The 18601-nt window shown below is 62.0% G+C and carries 18 protein-coding genes; 13 read left to right on the top strand and 5 right to left on the bottom strand.

The window, feature by feature from the left end; translation table 11 throughout:
- Positions 1 to 164 precede the first annotated feature (164 nt).
- Positions 165 to 527, bottom strand: coding sequence for a cupin domain-containing protein (locus ACVHNU_RS24205; protein WP_003229472.1), 363 nt, complete (start codon positions 525 to 527; stop codon positions 165 to 167).
- A 236-nt stretch (positions 528 to 763) separates the two neighbouring features.
- On the opposite strand from ACVHNU_RS24205, the gene ACVHNU_RS24200 reads away from it, so the two are divergent.
- Both ACVHNU_RS24200 and ACVHNU_RS24195 read left to right on the top strand, forming a co-directional pair.
- Positions 764 to 2257 carry an aldehyde dehydrogenase gene (locus tag ACVHNU_RS24200; RefSeq protein WP_201136244.1) on the top strand — a complete coding sequence of 498 codons (1494 nt, stop codon included), beginning with the start codon at positions 764 to 766 and terminating at the stop codon, positions 2255 to 2257.
- Between the two features lie 187 nt (positions 2258 to 2444).
- Positions 2445 to 3590: an MFS transporter gene (locus ACVHNU_RS24195; RefSeq protein WP_473018439.1), complete on the top strand. Its 1146-nt coding sequence runs from the start codon at positions 2445 to 2447 to the stop codon at positions 3588 to 3590.
- A gap of 139 nt (positions 3591 to 3729) precedes the next feature.
- Here the strand turns inward: ACVHNU_RS24195 and ACVHNU_RS24190 are convergent, their stop codons facing one another.
- Positions 3730 to 5340, bottom strand: coding sequence for a phospholipase D family protein (locus ACVHNU_RS24190; protein ID WP_473018438.1), 1611 nt, complete (start codon positions 5338 to 5340; stop codon positions 3730 to 3732).
- 254 nt (positions 5341 to 5594) lie between these two features.
- Here ACVHNU_RS24190 and ACVHNU_RS24185 point away from each other — a divergent pair, with 254 nt between their 5' ends.
- The 4 genes from ACVHNU_RS24185 (at position 5595) to ACVHNU_RS24170 (ending at position 10012) form a co-directional block, all read left to right on the top strand.
- On the top strand, positions 5595 to 6242 hold the full coding sequence (locus tag ACVHNU_RS24185; protein WP_473018437.1) for a DUF1120 domain-containing protein: 648 nt from the start codon (positions 5595 to 5597) through the stop codon (positions 6240 to 6242).
- 91 nt (positions 6243 to 6333) lie between these two features.
- Entirely contained in the window at positions 6334 to 7047 is a 714-nt protein-coding gene (locus tag ACVHNU_RS24180) for a fimbria/pilus chaperone family protein (protein ID WP_262141651.1), read from the top strand.
- Entirely contained in the window at positions 7047 to 9473 is a 2427-nt protein-coding gene (locus tag ACVHNU_RS24175; protein ID WP_473018436.1) for a fimbria/pilus outer membrane usher protein, read from the top strand. Before ACVHNU_RS24180 ends, ACVHNU_RS24175 begins: the two co-directional genes overlap by 1 nt.
- Before the next feature lie 14 nt (positions 9474 to 9487).
- Positions 9488 to 10012 carry a hypothetical protein gene (locus ACVHNU_RS24170; protein WP_473018435.1) on the top strand — a complete coding sequence of 175 codons (525 nt, stop codon included), beginning with the start codon at positions 9488 to 9490 and terminating at the stop codon, positions 10010 to 10012.
- Here ACVHNU_RS24170 and ACVHNU_RS24165 read toward each other — a convergent pair.
- The gene (locus ACVHNU_RS24165) at positions 9953 to 11431 is read right to left on the bottom strand and encodes an aminotransferase-like domain-containing protein (protein WP_003229457.1); all 1479 of its coding nucleotides are present in this window, start codon (positions 11429 to 11431) and stop codon (positions 9953 to 9955) included. The genes ACVHNU_RS24170 and ACVHNU_RS24165 overlap by 60 nt on opposite strands.
- 179 nt (positions 11432 to 11610) lie before the next feature.
- On the opposite strand from ACVHNU_RS24165, the gene ACVHNU_RS24160 reads away from it, so the two are divergent.
- The gene (locus ACVHNU_RS24160) at positions 11611 to 11856 is read left to right on the top strand and encodes a DUF1127 domain-containing protein (RefSeq protein WP_003229454.1); all 246 of its coding nucleotides are present in this window, start codon (positions 11611 to 11613) and stop codon (positions 11854 to 11856) included.
- A gap of 117 nt (positions 11857 to 11973) precedes the next feature.
- On the opposite strand, the gene ACVHNU_RS24155 is transcribed toward ACVHNU_RS24160, so the two are convergent.
- Positions 11974 to 13284, bottom strand: coding sequence for an NAD(P)/FAD-dependent oxidoreductase (locus ACVHNU_RS24155; protein WP_473018434.1), 1311 nt, complete (start codon positions 13282 to 13284; stop codon positions 11974 to 11976).
- A 147-nt stretch (positions 13285 to 13431) separates the two neighbouring features.
- On the opposite strand from ACVHNU_RS24155, the gene ACVHNU_RS24150 reads away from it, so the two are divergent.
- Positions 13432 to 13785, top strand: a complete 354-nt coding sequence (locus ACVHNU_RS24150; protein ID WP_473018433.1) for a YkgJ family cysteine cluster protein — start codon at positions 13432 to 13434, stop codon at positions 13783 to 13785.
- 88 nt (positions 13786 to 13873) lie between these two features.
- Here the strand turns inward: ACVHNU_RS24150 and ACVHNU_RS24145 are convergent, their stop codons facing one another.
- Positions 13874 to 14362 (bottom strand): Lrp/AsnC ligand binding domain-containing protein, encoded by a 489-nt coding sequence (locus ACVHNU_RS24145; RefSeq protein ID WP_003177284.1) that lies wholly within the window; start codon positions 14360 to 14362, stop codon positions 13874 to 13876.
- 156 nt (positions 14363 to 14518) lie between these two features.
- Between ACVHNU_RS24145 and dadA the strand changes: the two genes are divergently transcribed.
- The 5 genes from dadA to ACVHNU_RS24120 all read left to right on the top strand — a co-directional run bounded on the left by dadA (position 14519) and on the right by ACVHNU_RS24120 (position 18549).
- The gene (gene dadA, locus ACVHNU_RS24140) at positions 14519 to 15823 is read left to right on the top strand and encodes a D-amino acid dehydrogenase (RefSeq protein WP_473018432.1); all 1305 of its coding nucleotides are present in this window, start codon (positions 14519 to 14521) and stop codon (positions 15821 to 15823) included.
- Entirely contained in the window at positions 15795 to 16148 is a 354-nt protein-coding gene (locus ACVHNU_RS24135) for a RidA family protein (protein ID WP_003229450.1), read from the top strand. Before dadA ends, ACVHNU_RS24135 begins: the two co-directional genes overlap by 29 nt.
- A gap of 94 nt (positions 16149 to 16242) precedes the next feature.
- Positions 16243 to 17316, top strand: coding sequence for an alanine racemase (gene alr, locus ACVHNU_RS24130; protein ID WP_473018431.1), 1074 nt, complete (start codon positions 16243 to 16245; stop codon positions 17314 to 17316).
- Between the two features lie 88 nt (positions 17317 to 17404).
- Positions 17405 to 17953, top strand: coding sequence for a cupin domain-containing protein (locus tag ACVHNU_RS24125; RefSeq protein WP_003229444.1), 549 nt, complete (start codon positions 17405 to 17407; stop codon positions 17951 to 17953).
- Positions 17954 to 18135: 182 nt separating this feature from the next.
- A complete protein-coding gene (locus tag ACVHNU_RS24120; RefSeq protein ID WP_400498810.1) occupies positions 18136 to 18549 on the top strand; it encodes a c-type cytochrome in 414 nt (137 codons plus the stop codon).
- Positions 18550 to 18601 lie beyond the last annotated feature (52 nt).

Raw genomic sequence — 18601 nt, 5'->3', positions numbered from 1 at the left:
ACAAAAAAGGCCCGTATCTCACGATACGGGCCTTTTTTGTTGTCTCGGATTTCTGTGGTGTCTCGTCGGGCCTCTTCGCGAGCAGGCTCACTCCTACATTGGAATTCGGTTCCCTGTAGGAGTGAGCCTGCTCGCGATAGGGCCGGATCAGTCAGCGAAAATCCTCAAGCCTTCTGCTCAAAGATCACATAGATCTTGCGGCAAGCCTCCAGCACTTCCCAGGTACCACGGAAACCGGCCGGAATCACAAAGCGGTCGCCAACACGCAAGGTCTTGGCATTGCCGTCGCTGTCGCGCAGCACCGAAACCCCCTGCAGGATTTCGCAGTATTCATGCTCGGTGTAGTTCACCGTCCACTGCCCGACAGCGCCTTCCCACACGCCGACGCCCATTTGCCCACAAGGGCTGTCGTATTGATTGAACACCGCTTGCTCGGGATCGCCCTTGAGCACTTTGGCCGGGTCCGGGCGATAGCGTTCGGCTGTGCTGGTGGTCAGGCTGATATCGACGACGTTCTGGATGTTCATTGTTGTTTTCTCCCGTGATGACGGCGCGGTGGCTTGAAAGGGCCAAAGTCTATGTTTATTAAAATGAACACCGCAAGGCCGTATGGCGTGCTTATGTCAAATATATTGAAACAACCCCGGTCGCTGGTTTAGGGTGGCGGGTGCCTTGGGCCGAAAAAGCAGGCCGGCCGGGCAGCATTCCTGAAGACGTCCGCGAAGAACGCGGCGCTCGTATTCAACAAGAGGAGGACACTCGAATGACCACCCTGACTCGTGCCGATTGGGAACAACGTGCTCGCGACCTGAAGATTGAAGGCCGCGCCTACCTCAACGGCGAATACACCGACGCCGTCTCCGGCGAGACCTTCGAGTGCATCAGCCCGGTCGATGGCCGTCTGCTGGGCAAGATCGCCAGCTGTGACGCCGCCGACGCTCAGCGCGCCGTGGAAAACGCTCGTGCCACCTTCAATTCCGGCGTCTGGTCGCGCCTGGCGCCGACCAAACGCAAAGCCACCATGATTCGTTTCGCCAGCCTGCTCAAGCAGCACGCTGAAGAGCTGGCGTTGCTCGAAACGCTCGACATGGGCAAGCCGATCAGCGACTCGCTGTACATCGACGTCCCGGGCGCGGCGCAAGCGCTGAGCTGGAGCGGTGAGGCGATCGACAAGATCTACGACGAAGTCGCCGCCACGCCGCACGATCAACTGGGTCTAGTCACCCGCGAGCCGGTGGGCGTGGTCGGTGCCATCGTGCCGTGGAACTTCCCGCTGATGATGGCCTGCTGGAAACTCGGCCCGGCGCTGTCGACCGGTAACTCGGTGATCCTCAAGCCGTCGGAAAAATCTCCGCTGACCGCCATCCGCATCGCTGCATTGGCCGTTGAGGCCGGCATTCCGAAAGGCGTGCTCAACGTGCTGCCGGGCTACGGCCACACCGTCGGCAAGGCGCTGGCGCTGCACAATGACGTCGACACTCTGGTGTTCACCGGTTCGACCAAGATTGCCAAGCAGTTGATGATCTACGCCGGCGAATCGAACATGAAGCGCGTATGGCTGGAAGCCGGCGGCAAGAGCCCGAACATCGTCTTCGCCGATGCGCCGGATCTGCAAGCCGCTGCCGAATCCGCCGCCAGTGCCATCGCCTTCAACCAGGGCGAAGTCTGCACCGCCGGTTCGCGTCTGCTGGTCGAGCGCTCGATCAAGGACAAATTCCTGCCGATGGTGATCGAGGCGCTGAAGGCCTGGAAACCGGGCAACCCGCTGGACCCGGCGACCAACGTCGGTGCGCTGGTCGATACCCAGCAGATGAACACCGTGCTGTCGTACATCGAATCCGGTCACAGCGACGGCGCCAAACTGGTGGCCGGCGGCAAGCGCATCCTCCAGGAAACCGGTGGTACCTACGTCGAGCCGACGATTTTCGACGGCGTGAGCAACGCGATGAAGATCGCCCAGGAAGAGATCTTCGGCCCGGTGCTGTCGGTCATCGCTTTCGACACCGCCGAAGAAGCGATCCAGATCGCCAACGACACGCCGTATGGCCTGGCCGCAGCGGTATGGACTCAGGACATTTCCAAGGCGCACCTGACCGCCAAGGCGCTGCGTGCCGGTAGCGTGTGGGTCAACCAGTACGACGGCGGCGACATGACCGCACCGTTCGGCGGCTTCAAGCAGTCGGGCAACGGTCGTGACAAGTCGCTGCACGCGTTCGACAAGTACACCGAGCTGAAGGCGACGTGGATCAAGCTGTAAGCCGTTAGCGGGAGCCCGGTCACTCCGGGCTCCCTGACGAAACAGAGATTCCCTGTGGGAGCGGGCTTGCTCGCGAAAGCGGTGTATCAGTCAGCACATCTGCTGAATGTGAAACCGTTTTCGCGAGCAAGCCCGCTCCCACAGTGATTTTGTGGCGCACATAAGAATATCCACAGGAGCGTGGAACATGCGTTGGGCGACGTATTTCGCCGTGTTGGCGTCTGTCTTGAGTGTCGGCCTGGCCCTGGGGGTCAGCATGCCGTTGGTGTCGTTGCGTCTGGAAGGCTGGGGTTATGGCTCCTTTGCCATCGGTGTGATGGCGGCGATGCCGGCGATTGGCGTGCTGCTGGGGGCGAAGATTTCCAGTCATCTGGCGGCACGTTTCGGCACGGCGAACCTGATGCGTCTGTGCCTGTGGGCGGGTGCGTTGTCGATCGGCTTGCTCGCGCTGTTGCCGAGTTATCCGGTCTGGCTGGTGCTGCGCCTGATGATCGGGGTGATCCTGACCATCGTGTTCATCCTTGGCGAGAGCTGGATCAATCAACTGGTGGTCGAACACTGGCGCGGTCGTCTGGTGGCGCTGTATGGCAGCAGCTATGCGCTGAGCCAACTGTCTGGTCCGTTACTGTTGGGCGCGATCGGCACTGAGCACGATTACGGGTTCTGGGTCGGCGTCGGGCTGCTGACGGTCTCGCCATTGCTGTTGATGGGCCGCAGCGGTGCGCCGAGTAGTGAAGCCAGCAGTGTGACGTTCAGCGATCTGTGGGGTTTTGCCCGCGAGCTGCCGGCGATTGCCTGGGCGGTGTCACTGTTCGCCGCGTTCGAGGCGATGATCCTCACGTTGTTGCCGGTGTATTGCCTGCAGCAGGGCTTTACTGCCGAGATCGCGTTGGCAATGGTCAGCACGGTGGTGGTCGGCGATGCGCTGTTGCAACTGCCGATTGGTGCGCTGGCGGACTACCTGTCGCGACGTACCTTGTTCACCGGTTGCGCGGTGGTGTTGATGCTGTCGAGCCTGGCGATTCCGCTGTTGATCGACACGCTGCTGATCTGGCCGTTGTGGGTGTTGTTCGGGGCCAGTGCCGGTGGGCTGTTCACCTTGTCACTGATCCTGATCGGCGAGCGTTATCGCGACGATGCGCTGGTGCGCGCCAATGCGCACATTGCGCAGCTGTGGGGTGTCGGTTGTCTGATCGGGCCGTTGATGGCGGGGGCGGGCAGCCAGTGGATCAGCGGGCATGCGTTGCCGCTGTTGATGGCGGTCGGGGCGTTCGGGTTGGTGATTCTGCTGATGCGCCAAGGTGCGTTCGGGGCGGTCGCCGAGCCGGCCTGATTCGATTTCCAATTGAATGATTACCTGTGGCGAGGGAGCTTGCTCCCGCTTGAGTGCGCAGCACTCACAAAATTCCGGGGCCGCTGCGCAGCCCAGCGGGACGGTGCGACGACTCGACAAGTTCCCTCGCCACAATTGACTACAACATCCGCTCCAGACCGACAGTGGTGCTGAACCACGCATTGAACCGCCGCCACCAGCTCCCCGGCTCTTTGGTCAGCGTGTGCATCTGGCCGTTGTCCTCGGTCACCCAGACAATCTTGCCATCCTGCAGTTTCGCCTCATAACTCAGTGCCGGTGCCATGCCTTGCAAGGCCAGTTCGCGTACGCGTTCGGCCAGTTCCGGGCTGTCCACCAGGACCCCGACCTCGGTGTTCCACAGCACCGAGCGCGGGTCGAAGTTGAACGAGCCGATGAACGCTTTCTGCCTGTCGAAAATCATCGCCTTGCTGTGCAGGCTGGAATCCGAACCCCGGAATGACTTGCTGTAGAACAGGTGTGGGCCGCTGCCATAGTTATCCCCAGGCTGACGGCGCAGTTCATACAGCTTCACCCCGTGCTCCAGCAGCGCCTTGCGATAGGGCGCATAACCGCCGTGCACCGCCGGTACATCGGTGGCCTCCAGCGAGTTGGTCAGCAGACTCACCGAGACCCCGGCGTCGGCACGCCCGGTCAGGTACACCAGTCCCGGCTGGCCGGGTACGAAATACGCCGAGATCATGATCAGTTCTTTGCTGACGCCGCGCAGTTCCGGCGCCAGTTGCGTGGTCAGCAGCAGTTGCGGGTCCGGCTCGTCCTTGGCCAGCACCTTGCTCGGCGCGTCCCACAGCGCCTGGTTCCACGCCCAGATCAGTTCCTTGCGCCAGATGTCCATGCGCGGCGCGGTCTTGAACGTCATCAGCTGTTGATACAGCGCGTGGTTCTGTTTGCGGGTTTCATCCAGCGATTCTTCGAGGCGCGTGCGGGTGTTCTGCAGGTCTTTGGCGCTCGGTTTGCTGGAGAGGAATTCGTTGATCGGCTTGCTCAGCGCGCTGTTCCAGTACTGATCGAAACTGTGTCCGAGCTGCTCGGCCACCGGGCCGACGCTGAGCATGTCGATGTCGGTGAAATTCAGGTTCGGTTCGGCATCGAAATACTCGTCGCCCAGATTGCGCCCGCCGACGATGGCCACGCTGTTGTCCGCCAGCCACAGCTTGTTGTGCATGCGACGGTGTTGCAGCGACAGGTTGAACAGGCGGCCGGCGGCGCGGGTCACGCCCGTGCTGCGGCCCAGGTGCAGTGGATTGAACAGGCGGATCTGGATCTGTGGATGCGCCGCCAGCGTGGCGATGATCGTGTCGAGACCGTCGCTGGTGGTGTCGTCGAGCAGGATGCGTACGCGCACGCCGCGGTCGGCGGCCTTGAGCAGTTCTTCCACGAGCATCCGTGTACTGACGCCGTCGTGGACGATGTAGTACTGCAAGTCGAGGCTGGTTTGCGCATTGCGGATCAGTTCGGCGCGAGCGGTGAAGGCCTCAGTGCTGTTGGACAGCAGGCGGAACCCGGAGCGGCCCTGATAGGGCGCCGCCTGTGCCTGAATCGAGCGACCGAATGCGGAGCCGGCAGCCGGCAACGCCTGACTGGGTTCACGTGCTACATCGAGATTGGCGCAACCACTGGCCAACGAACACAGGACAAAGACAGCGAGCAATTTTTTTCCGGGGCGCACGTTGCTTTCTCGGCTGGGGCTGGGGGTGACGGAGTATGGCATGCAGAGGATTTCAAAGACCGCTTCCAGGCGGATCCTCGCCACACTGTGTAAACAATTAGTCGTTCGAAAGTAGGAATGAGTTCGCATGTGTTTTTGGACTATTTGCCATGTCGTTTTTTCCGCTCTTGGTTGGTGCCTATTCCTACATACGGATCCTGCAAAAAAGGAAATCATCGCCCCCGGTATTCACGGCCCCGGTGAAAGCGATGCCCTGAATACCTGCCATTTATAAATAGCCGAACAAGTAGGGACTGATGAAAAAAACAACATGGATGGCGGCCATCGCGGCCGCGGTATTGCCGACGCTGGCCGCTGCCGAGAGCTTGGATCTGAACGTGATCGGAACCATTATTCCGACCTCGTGCATCCCGGCATTTGCCGGTGGTGGCACCGTCGATCTGCGCAAGATTTCGGCGGCCACACTGAACAAGACCACGCAAACGCTGCTGCCGACTCACGATATTTCGCTGCACATCAATTGCGATGCGCCGGCGCCGGTGGAGGTGTCGGTCAGAGACAATCGTGCGGCAACCAAATTGCCGGGCATCAACGATGGCGCCGGTAACAGCGATCCGGCCTTGTTTTACGGGCTAGGCGAAATCGGCGGCATCCGTATCGGCGGCTTCGCTCTGCGCCACGGGCGTCCGGAAGCCGACGGTATCCAGCAGACCCTGATGACCCGCACCCTGGCGGCGCCGGCGTGGCAATTGCCTTCCTCGCCGCTGGTGAGCAATGCCCCGGCGCTGTACTCCTGGGGTACCGTGGCAGCCGGCCCGGTCGCGGCGCGCCATCACGGGTTTCCGATGAGCCTGTTGCCGATCATTGGCCCGAGTAACGCGCTGCCGATCGCCAGCGAGATCCCGCTCGATGGCTCGGTCACCTTCGACATGTACTACCTCTGATCGACAGAGCCCGGCCGTTGCCGGGTTCTTTCAGGTTCATTCGGCGCGTCCTTAGACGGGGGCGCTGAAACTTTCCAGCGGAACAATCCCGATGCCGATTTCAATGTGCCGTCCTGGCTTCAGGGCGCTGCCACTGTGCCTGCTCGCCGTGATTTTGATGCCCAACGCCCACGCTGCCGGAATGGTGCCGCAAACACCTGTGCTGGTGGTGGATGAAGGTCTCGGGGAGGCGACGATGAATGTCCGAAATACCGAGTCCCGTCCGGCCCTGCTGCACACCACGGTGGTAAACATCGAGCCGCATGATCAAACGCAGTTGCTGTTCAGCCCGTCGGTAACCCGTGTCGAGGCCGGGGCAGTGCAGCAAGTGCGGTTCATTTTGCAGAGCGCCGAACCGTTGCAGACCGAGCGTCTGAAGCGGGTGATTTTTGAAGGGATCAATCCTGTGGCAAGTGCTGACGGCGCCCGGGTCAATCTGGGCGTGCGGCAAAACTTGCCGGTGATCCTGCGCCCCGCCGGCCTGCCGGTGGAGCGCGAGCCATGGCATCGCCTGAGCTGGTCGGCCACTGCTGAAGGCTTGCTGGTCAGTAATCCCAGTCCTTACGTCGTTCGCCTGGCGAAGGCGATTGTTCCGCTGCCGGGCACACAGGCGGTGGATCTGCCGCGCACCTGGATCCTGCCTGGCGAGCGCCTGTCTGTCGCGTTGCCCTTGAGTTCGACGGTGCGGACCATGGGCGTGCGGATTTTTCCGGCCACCACCTATGGCTTTGCGGTCGATCACTTCGATGCTCCGGTAACGCACTGATGCGCAGGCCTGCCCGTCGGGGACTGGCACTGGTGATGGTTCAGGGCGCAGGCGCAGCGCTGGCCGGCGAGGTGGTGGAGTTCGATGCGCAGCTGCTTCGCGAGCGCGGACTCGACCCCGCATTGGCTGCGTACTTCCGCCAGGCACCGCGTTTCTCCCAGGGCACGCGCCTGGTAGCACTGGAGGTCAATGGACAGCCTCGCGGCCGCGTGTTCGTGACGTTCGATGCCGAGGGCGAGCCGTGCCTGCAGCCGGCCTTGCTCAAGGCTGCCGGCGTGCGCTCGCAAACCTCTGCGGCGTCGGCAGACCGACAGCCGTGCCTGACACTGCGCGAAGGTCTGCCCTCGGCCATCATTGAGTTGCATCCCGGCCAGGAACAGATCGACCTGCTGTTGCCGACCGACCTGCTGGCGTTGCCGGAGTTTCAATCGCGCAGCTTCGCCAATGGTGGTGTGGGCGGTGTGTTTAACTACGATGCGTTGCTGATGGGCAGCCGGCACGAGGGACAGCGCAGCGACTTTCGCAGCCTGGGCTCGGAGATTGGCTTGAATGCCGGTGACTGGATCCTGCGTAGCCGGCAGTCCTACACGCAACTTCCGGACAGCACGCGTTTCGAGCATCTGTATGCCTATGGCATGCACACCCTGGAAGACGACGAAGCCAGCGTGCAGATCGGCCAGTTGAATCTGCAGTCGCCCCTGTTTGCCGGCGAATCGTTCAGCGGCGTGCAGATCCTGCCGGAAGACGCGTTCGCGCAAATGCGTGCGGCACAATGGGGTGCGCGTGGTGAGGTCGAGGGCATTGCCTGGTCGCCATCGCGGATCGAAGTCCGGCAGAACGGCGTGCCGATCTACACCACGCGAGTTCCTGCCGGGCCGTTCACCCTGCGCGCGCTGCCGTTGTTGAGCAACCAGCTTGACCTTGAGGTGAGCGTGCACGAGCAAGAAGGGCAGGTGCGGCGCTTTCGCGTCCCGGCCGCCAGCCTGCAGGATGCCCGGTTCGAGCGGGCCGACACGTTCAATCTGGCGCTGGGCACTGTGCGACGCCAGGGCTCGGATGATCGTCGGGCGCCGTCGTTCGCCACCCTTGGCAAGGAATGGAGCCTGTCGCGAGCGCTGCGCATGAGTGGCGGTGTACTCGGTGGTTCGGACTACCTGTCGGCGGGGTGGGGGCTGCAGCGGCAATGGCCGGGTAATCTGACCACCGGTGTGCGCCAGCTGCTGTCCAGCGACCGGGCTACAGGCGTTGCGGGTCATCAGGTGCAAATGACCGTCAATGCCGTGCTGGCGCCGAGCCTGTCCACCAGCGTGGTCGCTGTGCGTCGTGGCCAGGGCTTTCGTACGCTGTCGGACACTGGCTGGAACTCGCAGCAGGGCCGTGCCGAATTGCCCGGGCGCGAGCACTGGACGTTTGCCCTCAACGGTTCCGTCGAACGCTGGGGCGCGTTCGGCATGACCTGGTCGCGGTACACCCGCGTGGATCAGCCGCCGCATATGCGCCTGGGGCTGTCGTGGTCGCAGACGCTGCCCGCGCGGATCAGTCTGTCGTTGAGCCTGGAACGGGGAATCGGCGATGCCGACGCGGGGCGTCGGGGCACCTCGGCTTACCTGACGGCGGCGATGCCATTGGGCGAACAGCGCCGGGTTCGCAGCTACCTGCGCAGCGACCCACGATCCGGGGTGCGCAGTGGCGTGTCGATGAGCGAAGTGCTCAGTGAAACCCTGGCCTACAGCGCCAGTGCCGAACACCGTGAAGACGCGGCGCCGTCCCTCGGATTGCGAGTCAACGCTCTGGCCCGTTACACCCGTCTGGACCTCGGTATGAGCCAGCGGGACGAAGCGCGCGAATTCGACGTGGGCCTGCGTGGCGGCATGGCACTGCATCGCGATGGCGTCACGCTGTCGCCCTATCCGCTGCGCGAGACCTTTGGCGTGCTCAAGGCCGGCGATCGTGCGGGTCTGAAGTTGTCCACGCCGCAAGGTCCGGTGTGGACGGACGGAGCGGGCCGGGCTGTGGCGAGTCTGCCGGCGTATTCGACCGCCCGGCTGGAAGTCGACCCGTTGAGCCTGCCGCGCAACGTCGAGGTGCTCGACGGTTATCAAGAAGTGGAAGCCGGGCGTGGGTCGGTGCAGCACCTGGAGTTCTCCATCACCCGCGTGCGGCGCGTGCTGTTGAAGGCCAGGACGGTTGATCGGCAATGGCTGTCCAGTGGCCTGGCCGTACAGGACGGGCAAGGTGAATACGTGACCACGGTGCTTGAGGCCGGGACGATCTTTGTGCCGGACATCAAGCCTGGGCAACCGTTGCGGGTGCAGCTATCGGACACCACGCACTGCGAGCTGCAATTCACCCTGGCCGAATCGCCTGACGAGCACGCACTGATCGAGCCTGTCGAAGCGCTCTGTCAGCCTTTGAGCAATACATGACTGAGGTTTTTCCCATGCAACGATGGATTGTCCAGATCATGCTGGCATGGCTGTTGTCCGCATCCGCCATGGCCAGTGCGAGCTGCCAGATGACGCTGTCGCCGGACGCTGTGGACTATGGCGTCCTGACGAGGGCGCAACTGCTGGCGCGGCCATCGAGTGGCGACGACGGCAGCTTCGGGGTGCGCAGGGTTCATCTGCGGATTCAATGTCCGGATGTGCGCTCGATCAGTTGGTCCTTTGCTGCCCCGAGCAGCGATGCGCTGCATTATCGCTGGGCACCGGGACGGTTGCAGGTACGCATAGTGACGGTGCGTCTGGACGGCGCGCCGGTGCAGTGGCAGCGCGAGGGAGAGCGGGCGGGCGCGGCGGATTTGCTGCAGCCTGGCGATCGCATCGTGAGCTGGCGCGCGGGCAGCATCGCCACCGGCCGTCATCTCGACGTGGAGCTGGACATCGAGGCCCGCGTCAGCGATGCCTCAAGCCGTGTCGCCGACCTTCGTCGCTTCGACGGGCACGGTACGTTTCGGCTCGAATGACTCGGTTTCGGCCAGCAATCTGCTCGCCGCTGCGCCGACCTTGCGCACTGCTTCTTCGATCTGCGGTGTCGGTTTGGCAGCGTAGTTCATTCGCAGGCAATTGCGGTATTTTCCCGAGGCGGAAAAGATGCTGCCGACGGCGATCTGTACACCTTGATCGAGCAGCGCACGGTTGAGTTTCAGCGTATCGAAACCCTCGGGCAGTTCGACCCAGAGCATGAAGCTGCCCTGCGGGCGACTGGCGCGGGTGCCGGCAGGAAAGTAGCGAGTGACCCAGTCGATCATCGCGTCGCGATTGCGCTGGTATTGCGTGCGCATCCGCCGCAAGTGCGGTTCGAAATGGCCGCCCTTGAGAAATTCGGCGATGGCGATCTGCGGCTGCGGTGCGGTGGAACCGGTGCTGATGTATTTCATGTGCAGCACCCGTTCCAGATAACGACCCGGTGCCACCCAACCGATGCGCAGGCCCGGGGCCAGGGTCTTGGAAAACGAGCTGCACAGCAGCACTCGACCATCTTCGTCGAAGGATTTGATTGTGCGCGGGCGCGGGTAGGTGTAGGCCAGCTCGCCATACACATCGTCCTCGATGATCGCCACGTCGAAACGCTGTGCCAGGTTGAGCAGGGCGCGCTTGCGCGACTCCGGCATGATGTAGCCCAGCGGGTTGTTGCAGTTGGGGGTGATCTGGATGACCTTGATCGGCCACTGCTCCAGCGCCAGTTCCAGCGCTTCGAGGCTGATGCCGGTGAGCGGATCGGTGGGGATTTCCAGGGCTTTCATGCCCAGGCCTTTGAGCGTTTGCATGGCGCCGTGGAAGCTCGGCGAATCCACCGCGACGATGTCGCCCGGCTCGCAGATGGCGTGGATGCTGGTGGACAGCGCTTCGTGGCAACCGGTGGTGATCACCAGGTCGCTGGCGCTCAACTGGCAGCCGGAGTCGAGCATCAATCGAGCGATCTGTTCGCGCAGTTCGAGGGTGCCGTGAATGTTGTCGTAATACAGACCGGGCATGTCCTGGCGGCGGCTGATCCGCGCCAGTCCGCGCAGCAGCGGTTTCATGGTGGGCGTGGTTACGTCGGGCATGCCGCGCCCCAGTTGCACCACGTCCTTGCGTGGCACCGCACGAATCAGCTCCAGCACCTGATCCCACTGCGAAATCTCCACCGGCCGCTGCGCCGGCCGCCCGACTGCGGGTAACTCCGGCAGCTCGCGACCCACCGGCACGAAGTAGCCGGACTTGGGTTTCGGTGTGGCCAGGCCGCTGTCTTCGAGCATGCGATAGGCCTGCTGCACCGTGCTGAGGCTGACCCCATGTTCTACGCTCAAGGCGCGCACCGAAGGCAGGCGATCGCCAGGACGGTAGAAGCCTTGTTCGATGCGGGTGCCGAGCAGCTCGGCGAGGTTCACATACAGGGTCATGGCACTGCCTCGATGCAGGTGATTCGTTAAACCAGTACAGATGCGGCAAAAATCGGTGATTCAGTCTCAGGAATGGCAAATCTGTATGGAGTTAATACAGAAGTGTTGAATCTGTAATGCTTTTGCCGACCCGCGCATCATGGAATCTCTGGCTACCCAAGTAAACAGGAGCGACAAAAATGAACGGCTTGAGCGATGTGCGGCTGACGTTACACAGTCAGGAACTGGAGGCAGGGCAGGAGGACAGTGCATGGAATACCGCCATGCGCAACGCGCCGTCCGGCCTGAGTCGCTGGGGCCTGTTCTGGCATCGTCTGCACACGCGCAAGGCGCTGTTGAACCTGACGCCGGAGCAGCTCAAGGATGTCGGGTTGACCCGGGAGCAGGCGCATGAAGAGGGGTTGAAGCCGTTCTGGCGGATCTGAAGGATGTGGTGCTGTTTCTGACCCCATCGCGAGCAGGCTCACTCCTACAGGGGAATACGCTCCCACTGTAGGAGTGAGCCTGCTCGCGATGAGGGCATTAAGGCTGGTGCAAAAACCTCAGACCAGCTCTTTGAGCCGATGCCACAACATCCCCAGCGCCAGCAACGGCGAACGCAAGTGCCTGCCGCCGGGGAAAGTGATGTGCGGCACCTTGGCAAACAGGTCGAAGCCACCGCTGTGCTGCCCGCTGATCGCCTCGGCGAGCAATTTGCCCGCCAGGTGCGTGGCATTCACCCCATGCCCGGAATAGGCCTGGGCGTAATACACGTTCGGCTGATCATTGAGCCGGCCGATCTGTGGCAGTCGATTGGCACCGATGCCGATCATCCCGCCCCATTGATAGTCGATCTTCACGCCTGCCAGTTGCGGGAACACTTCAAGCATCTTCGGCTGCATGTATGCGCCGATGTCTTTCGGATCGCGCCCGGAATAATGGCAGGCGCCGCCGAACAACAAGCGTCGATCCGCCGAGAGCCGGTAGTAATCCAGCGCCACGCGCTGGTCGCAGACCGCCATGTTTTGCGGCAGCAGGCTGTGCGCCAGTTCTGCGGAAAGCGGTTCGGTCGCGATGATGTAACTGCCGGCGGGCAGTACTTTGCCGCTGAGTTGTGGATTGAGGTCGTTGAGATAAGCGTTGCAGCCCAGCACCAGGGTTTTCGCCCGCACTGAACCTTGAGCGGTGTGTACGCGAACCTCGGGGCCGTAGTCGATGCGGGTGACGGCCGACTGTTCAAACAGTTTGACGCCCATTTGTTGCGCAGCAGCGGCTTCGCCCAGCGCCAGATTCAGCGGATGCAAGTGCCCGGAACCCATGTCGATCAAGCCGCCGACATAACGCTTGGAGCCAACCACGGTGTGCATTTCATCGGCTTGCAGCAGACGGGTTTCATAGCGATAGCCGAGGCTGCGCAGCTCTTCGGCGTCTTCGGCAAAGCCTTCAAGGTCGGCAGGTTTGTTGGCAAGGTCGCAGTAGCCCCAGGTCAGGTCGCACGGGATCTGGAAACGTTCGACGCGCTGGCGGACGATTTCCACCGCTTCCAGGCCCATCAGTTTCATCTGGCGTACGCCGTCGGCACCGATGACATTAGTGAACTGGTCGAGCCCGTGGCCGACCCCGCGAATCAACTGCCCGCCGTTGCGACCACTGGCGCCCCAACCGATCCGATGCGCTTCCAGCAACACTACGCTGAGGCCGCGTTCGGCCAGTTCCAGCGCGGTGTTCAACCCCGAGAAGCCGCCGCCGACCACGCACACGTCGGCAATCACTTCGCCTTGCAGCACCGGATGGTCAGGCTGCGGCAGGCTGCTGGCGGCGTAGTAAGAGGCAACGTGGGGTTGGCTCGCGAAGGTTCGGGCGCGGGCATTCATGGGCATCATCCAACGGCTGGGTGTCGAGAAAATTTGACGGAGCATAAGCCGCACGGCCAAAGACGGGCAACACTGGTCGGCCGTTGCTGTCTGGATCACGGCTTTTGCGGCACAATTGCCGCCTATTTCATGTGGGTTACTGTTTCGATGAGCTGCAACAGCCAGAAAATCCGCACCCTGCGTCAGCAGATCCCCTCGTTCGAGTGCGTACCCGGTTGCCACGATTGCTGCGGGCCGGTGACCACCTCGCCGGAAGAAATGTCACGCCTGCCGCGCAAGACCCGCGCCGAGCAGGATGCGGCGATGGAAGAACTGAACTGTGTGCACCTGGGGCCGAATGGTTGCACGGTGTATGAAGAGCGACCGCTGATTTGCCGGTTGTTCGGGACGACGAAGACGTTGCCGTGCCCGAACGGGCGGGGGCCGGTGGAGTTGATTCATCCGCGGGTTGAAAGGCAGATCTTCGAGTACATGGCTTCGAATCGGCAGGTGCTGGTCTGAAAAGATCGCAGCCTTCGGCAGCTCCTACAGGAGAACGCATTTCCATGTAGGAGCTGCCGAAGGCTGCGATCTTTTGATCTTCCAAATCTCAGTCCGGTATCGGCAGGCTCAGGCTCTCTTTCACCTCTTCCATCACGATATAGCTTTTGGACTCACGCACATGCGGCAGTTTCAACAGAATGTCGCCCAGCAGTTTGCGGTACGAGGCCATCTCGGAAATCCGCGCCTTCACCAGATAGTCGAAATCCCCTGACACCAAATGGCACTCCAGCACGTGCGGCAATTTCAGCACCGCGCGGCGGAACTCTTCGAACGTGTCGCCGGATTTGTAGTCGAGGCTGATCTCGACGAACACCAGCAGGCTACCCTTCAAGTGCTGCGGATTCAGGCGGGCGTTGTAGCCCATGATGATCCCCTCGCGCTCCAGCCGCCGCACCCGCTCGGTACACGGCGTGGTGGACAGCCCGACCTTTTCCCCGAGTTCGGTAAACGATATGCGCCCGTCCGCCTGCAGGATCCGCAAGATGTTGCGATCGATCTTGTCCAGCTCACGTTTGGTCTGAGTGTTGGTACGCATAGGGGATGCGCCTCCGTGAAAAGGGTTTTTGCCGAGAATTGTCGCCAAATATAGGCGCTTATATAGTGAAATGCACTGGCCATTCTTTTTTACACTGCGCGCATCATTGCTCTAACAACAGACGTACGCGGCCCTGCCGCGATGAGGGATACAAAAATGCGCGTAATGGTCTTGGGTAGCGGCGTCATCGGTACCGCCAGTGCTTACTATCTGGCCCGTGCCGGGTTTGAAGTGGTGGTGGTCGACCGGCAGCCAGCCGTGGCCATGGAGACCAGTTTCGCCAACGCCGGTCAGGTGTCGCCGGGCTACGCCTCGCCGTGGGCCGCGCCGGGCGTGCCGCTCAAGGCCATCAAGTGGCTGCTGCAGCGCCACGCGCCGCTGGCGATCAAGGCCACTGCCGACATCGACCAATACCTGTGGATGGCGCAGATGCTGCGCAACTGCACCGCCAACCGTTACGCGGTGAACAAGGAACGCATGGTGCGTCTGTCCGAGTACAGCCGCGACTGCCTCGACGAACTGCGCGCCGAAACCGGCATCGCCTACGAAGGCCGCAGCCTCGGCACCACCCAGCTGTTCCGCACTCAGGCACAGCTCGATGGCGCCGCCAAGGACATCGCCGTCCTGAAAGAATCCGGCGTGCCGTTTGAAGTCCTCGACCGCGCCGGCATTGCCCGCGTCGAGCCGGCACTGGCCAACGTCACCGACATCCTCGCCGGCGCCCTGCGTCTGCCGAACGATCAGACCGGCGACTGCCAGATGTTCACCACGCGCCTGGCGGAAATGGCGGTGAAACTCGGTGTGGAATTCCGCTTCGGCCAGGACATTCAGCGCCTCGACCACGCTGGTGACCGCATCAACGGCGTGTGGATCGACGGCAAACTGGAAACCGCCGACCGCTACGTGCTGGCCCTCGGCAGCTACTCGCCGCAGTTGCTCAAGCCGCTGGGCATCAAGGCGCCGGTGTATCCGCTCAAGGGTTATTCGCTGACCGTGCCGATCACCAACCCGGACATGGCCCCGACTTCGACCATTCTCGACGAGACCTACAAAGTCGCGATCACCCGTTTTGACAACCGCATCCGCGTCGGCGGCATGGCCGAGATCGCCGGTTTTGACCTGTCGCTGAACCCGCGTCGGCGCGAAACCCTGGAGATGATCGTCAACGACCTTTATCCTCAGGGCGGCAATCTGGCCGAGGCGAGCTTCTGGACCGGTCTGCGTCCGACCACGCCGGACGGCACGCCGATCGTTGGTGCCACGCCGTTCAAGAACCTGTTCCTCAACACCGGTCACGGCACCCTGGGTTGGACCATGGCGTGCGGTTCCGGTCGTTTGCTGGCCGATCTGATGGCGAAGAAAAAACCGCAGATCAGCGCCGAAGGCCTCGATATTTCCCGTTACGGCAACAAGCCTCAGGAGTCCGCAAAACATGGCAATCCAGCGCCAGCTCACCAATGAGCGCATGAGTCAGATCGTCAGCCACAACGGTACGGTGTATCTGGCCGGACAGGTCGGCGACGACTTCAACGCCGGGATTGAACAACAAACCCGCGAAGTTCTGGCCAATATCGAGCGCCTTCTCGATCTGGCCGGGACTGACAAGCAGCATCTGCTGTCGGCGACGATCTACCTGAACGACATCGAGGCGCACTTTGCCGGGATGAATTCGGTGTGGGATCAGTGGTTGCCTAAAGGCGCCGCCCCGGCCCGTGCCACCGTCGAAGCGAAGATGGCCAAGCCGAGCATCCTGGTCGAGATTTCCATCGTCGCCGCGTTGCCGTAACCGTTTCAAAGATCCCTCTCCCGGCGCTGTTGGCGGTTCACGCCGTCAGCCAGCGCCGGTTTTTCTTCCCATGACCGCCAAGAAGTCTGCTGCCATGCGTCCTGCCCGTGCCCTGATCGACCTTCAAGCCCTGCGTCACAACTACCGAATTGCCCGCGAAGTCACCGGCGCCAAGGCGCTGGCGGTGATCAAGGCGGATGCCTACGGCCACGGCGCGGTGCGTTGCGCCCAGGCGCTGGAAGCCGAGGCCGACGGGTTTGCCGTCGCCTGCATCGAAGAAGCGCTGGAGCTGCGCGCGGCCGGCATCAAGGCCCCGGTGTTGTTGCTCGAAGGCATCTTCGAAGCCGATGAGCTGGCGCTGATCGTCGAGCATGATTTCTGGACTGTGGTGCACTCGCTGTGGCAGCTCGAAGCCATCGAGCAGGCAACCCTGGGCAAGCCGATCACCGTGTGGCTGAAGCTTGATTCGGGCATGCACCGCGTCGGCCTGCATCCGAAGGATTACGCGGCCGCCTACCAGCGCCTGCTGGCCAGCGGCAAAGTGGCGAAGATCGTGCTGATGAGCCACTTCGCCCGCGCCGATGAACTGCATGAGCAAAGCAGCGCCGATCAGGTTGCGGTGTTCGAGGCGGCGCGTCAGGGCCTCGCCGCCGAAGTCAGCCTGCGCAACTCGCCGGCCGTGCTCGGTTGGCCGCAGATCCACAGCGACTGGGTGCGTCCGGGCATCATGCTCTACGGTGCCACACCGTTCGAAGAAGCCAACGCCGTGGCCGAGCGCCTGCAACCGGTGATGACCCTCGAATCGAAAGTCATCTGTGTGCGCGAATTGCCCGCCGGCGAGCCGATCGGCTACGGCGCCAAATTCGTCACCGACAAACCGATGCGCATCGGCGTGGTTGCCATGGGTTATGCCGATGGCTACCCGCGTCAGGCGCCGACGGGCACTCCGGTGTTGGTGGCCGGCAAACGCAGCCGGATTCTTGGCCGTGTGTCGATGGATATGCTGTGCATCGACCTCACTGATGTGCCGGAAGCCGACCTCGGTTCGACCGTCGAGCTGTGGGGCAAGAACATCCTCGCCAGCGAAGTGGCGCAGTGGGCGGACACCATTCCGTATCAGATCTTCTGCAACCTGCGTCGCGTGCCAAGGCTCTATTCCGAGGGTTGACGCCGCTGCGGGGGCCAAGTGTTGTAAATACTGAACGCTGTCGCCATGATAACGCTCAATATTCTTACAACATCAGGAGGCTCCCGCCTTGGACGTCGGTGAACGACTGCAATCGATCCGCAAGCTCAAAGGGCTTTCCCAGCGTGAACTCGCCAAGCGCGCGGGCGTCACCAACAGCACCATTTCGATGATCGAAAAGAACAGCGTCAGCCCTTCGATCAGTTCGCTGAGGAAGGTTCTGGGCGGGATTCCCATGTCCATGGTCGAGTTCTTTTCCGAAGAAATCCTGCAGGAAAAACCGACCCAGATCGTCTACAAGGCCAACGAGCTGATCGACATTTCCGACGGCGCCGTGACCATGAAACTGGTCGGCCGCGCACACCCGAGCCGGGCCATCGCGTTCCTCAACGAAATCTACCCGCCGGGCGCCGATACCGGCGAAGAAATGCTCACCCATGAAGGCGAGGAAACCGGGATTCTGGTGGAAGGTCGTCTGGAATTGGTGGTGGGCCTGGAAACTTTTATTCTCGAAGCCGGCGACAGCTACTATTTTGAAAGTACCAAGCCGCATCGCTTCCGTAATCCGTTCGACGCGCCTGCGCGACTAATCAGCGCAGCCACGCCGGCAAATTTTTAACGATAGAGGCGCCAAGCCATGACGGCGAAGGCATCCGCAGAGTTTTTCCATCGCGCGGTATAACCCCTTCGACTATGGGGTTGTTTCAGTGTGGCGGGCTACCCGCTATACTTGCGCCCGCCTGCGAACCGTGGCCGCAGGCGTGAATAGCCACCATTGAGGGTGAACGCGTGAATCTAATTATGAAAATGCTGGCCGCACCAGCAACCGTACTGGCCCTCTGGGCTGTCAGCGCTCAAGCTGCGACGAATGACGACATTGCCAAGCGCCTCGAGCCGGTCGGCCAGGTGTGCGTTCAGGGGCAGGAATGCAAAGGAATGGAAGTCGCTGCCTCCACTGGCGGCGGCGGTGGTGCAAAGACGCCGGACGAAGTGATTGCAAAACATTGCAACGCTTGCCACGGTACCGGCCTGCTGGGTGCACCGAAAATCGGTGACACCGCCGCCTGGAAAGACCGCGCCGATCATCAGGGCGGCCTCGATGGCATTCTCGCCAAAGCCATCACCGGGATCAATTCCATGCCGCCAAAAGGCACCTGCGCCGATTGCTCGGACGACGAGCTCAAGGGCGCGATCAAGAAGATGTCCGGCCTGTAACAAGGCGCGCTTCTGACGAAAAAAACCGTCTTCGGACGGTTTTTTTGTGCCT

This window comes from Pseudomonas sp. Ors-4-3C (genome assembly GCF_055755035.1).
The sequence above is the reverse complement of the archived record's forward strand: the minus strand, read 5'-3'. Positions and strand labels throughout refer to the sequence as shown.

Coding starts and splice junctions, on each gene's coding strand:
- ACVHNU_RS24120 (WP_400498810.1), top strand. CDS start 18,136: ATGAAAATGCTGGCCGCACCAGCAACCGTACTGGCCCTCTGGGCTGTC.
- dadA (WP_473018432.1), top strand. CDS start 14,519: ATGCGCGTAATGGTCTTGGGTAGCGGCGTCATCGGTACCGCCAGTGCT.
- ACVHNU_RS24170 (WP_473018435.1), top strand. CDS start 9,488: ATGCAACGATGGATTGTCCAGATCATGCTGGCATGGCTGTTGTCCGCA.
- ACVHNU_RS24165 (WP_003229457.1), bottom strand. CDS start 11,431: ATGACCCTGTATGTGAACCTCGCCGAGCTGCTCGGCACCCGCATCGAA.
- ACVHNU_RS24160 (WP_003229454.1), top strand. CDS start 11,611: ATGAACGGCTTGAGCGATGTGCGGCTGACGTTACACAGTCAGGAACTG.
- ACVHNU_RS24145 (WP_003177284.1), bottom strand. CDS start 14,362: ATGCGTACCAACACTCAGACCAAACGTGAGCTGGACAAGATCGATCGC.
- ACVHNU_RS24180 (WP_262141651.1), top strand. CDS start 6,334: ATGCCGATTTCAATGTGCCGTCCTGGCTTCAGGGCGCTGCCACTGTGC.
- ACVHNU_RS24135 (WP_003229450.1), top strand. CDS start 15,795: ATGGCAATCCAGCGCCAGCTCACCAATGAGCGCATGAGTCAGATCGTC.
- alr (WP_473018431.1), top strand. CDS start 16,243: ATGCGTCCTGCCCGTGCCCTGATCGACCTTCAAGCCCTGCGTCACAAC.
- ACVHNU_RS24175 (WP_473018436.1), top strand. CDS start 7,047: ATGCGCAGGCCTGCCCGTCGGGGACTGGCACTGGTGATGGTTCAGGGC.
- ACVHNU_RS24150 (WP_473018433.1), top strand. CDS start 13,432: ATGAGCTGCAACAGCCAGAAAATCCGCACCCTGCGTCAGCAGATCCCC.
- ACVHNU_RS24190 (WP_473018438.1), bottom strand. CDS start 5,340: ATGCCATACTCCGTCACCCCCAGCCCCAGCCGAGAAAGCAACGTGCGC.
- ACVHNU_RS24205 (WP_003229472.1), bottom strand. CDS start 527: ATGAACATCCAGAACGTCGTCGATATCAGCCTGACCACCAGCACAGCC.
- ACVHNU_RS24200 (WP_201136244.1), top strand. CDS start 764: ATGACCACCCTGACTCGTGCCGATTGGGAACAACGTGCTCGCGACCTG.
- ACVHNU_RS24155 (WP_473018434.1), bottom strand. CDS start 13,284: ATGAATGCCCGCGCCCGAACCTTCGCGAGCCAACCCCACGTTGCCTCT.
- ACVHNU_RS24185 (WP_473018437.1), top strand. CDS start 5,595: ATGAAAAAAACAACATGGATGGCGGCCATCGCGGCCGCGGTATTGCCG.
- ACVHNU_RS24195 (WP_473018439.1), top strand. CDS start 2,445: ATGCGTTGGGCGACGTATTTCGCCGTGTTGGCGTCTGTCTTGAGTGTC.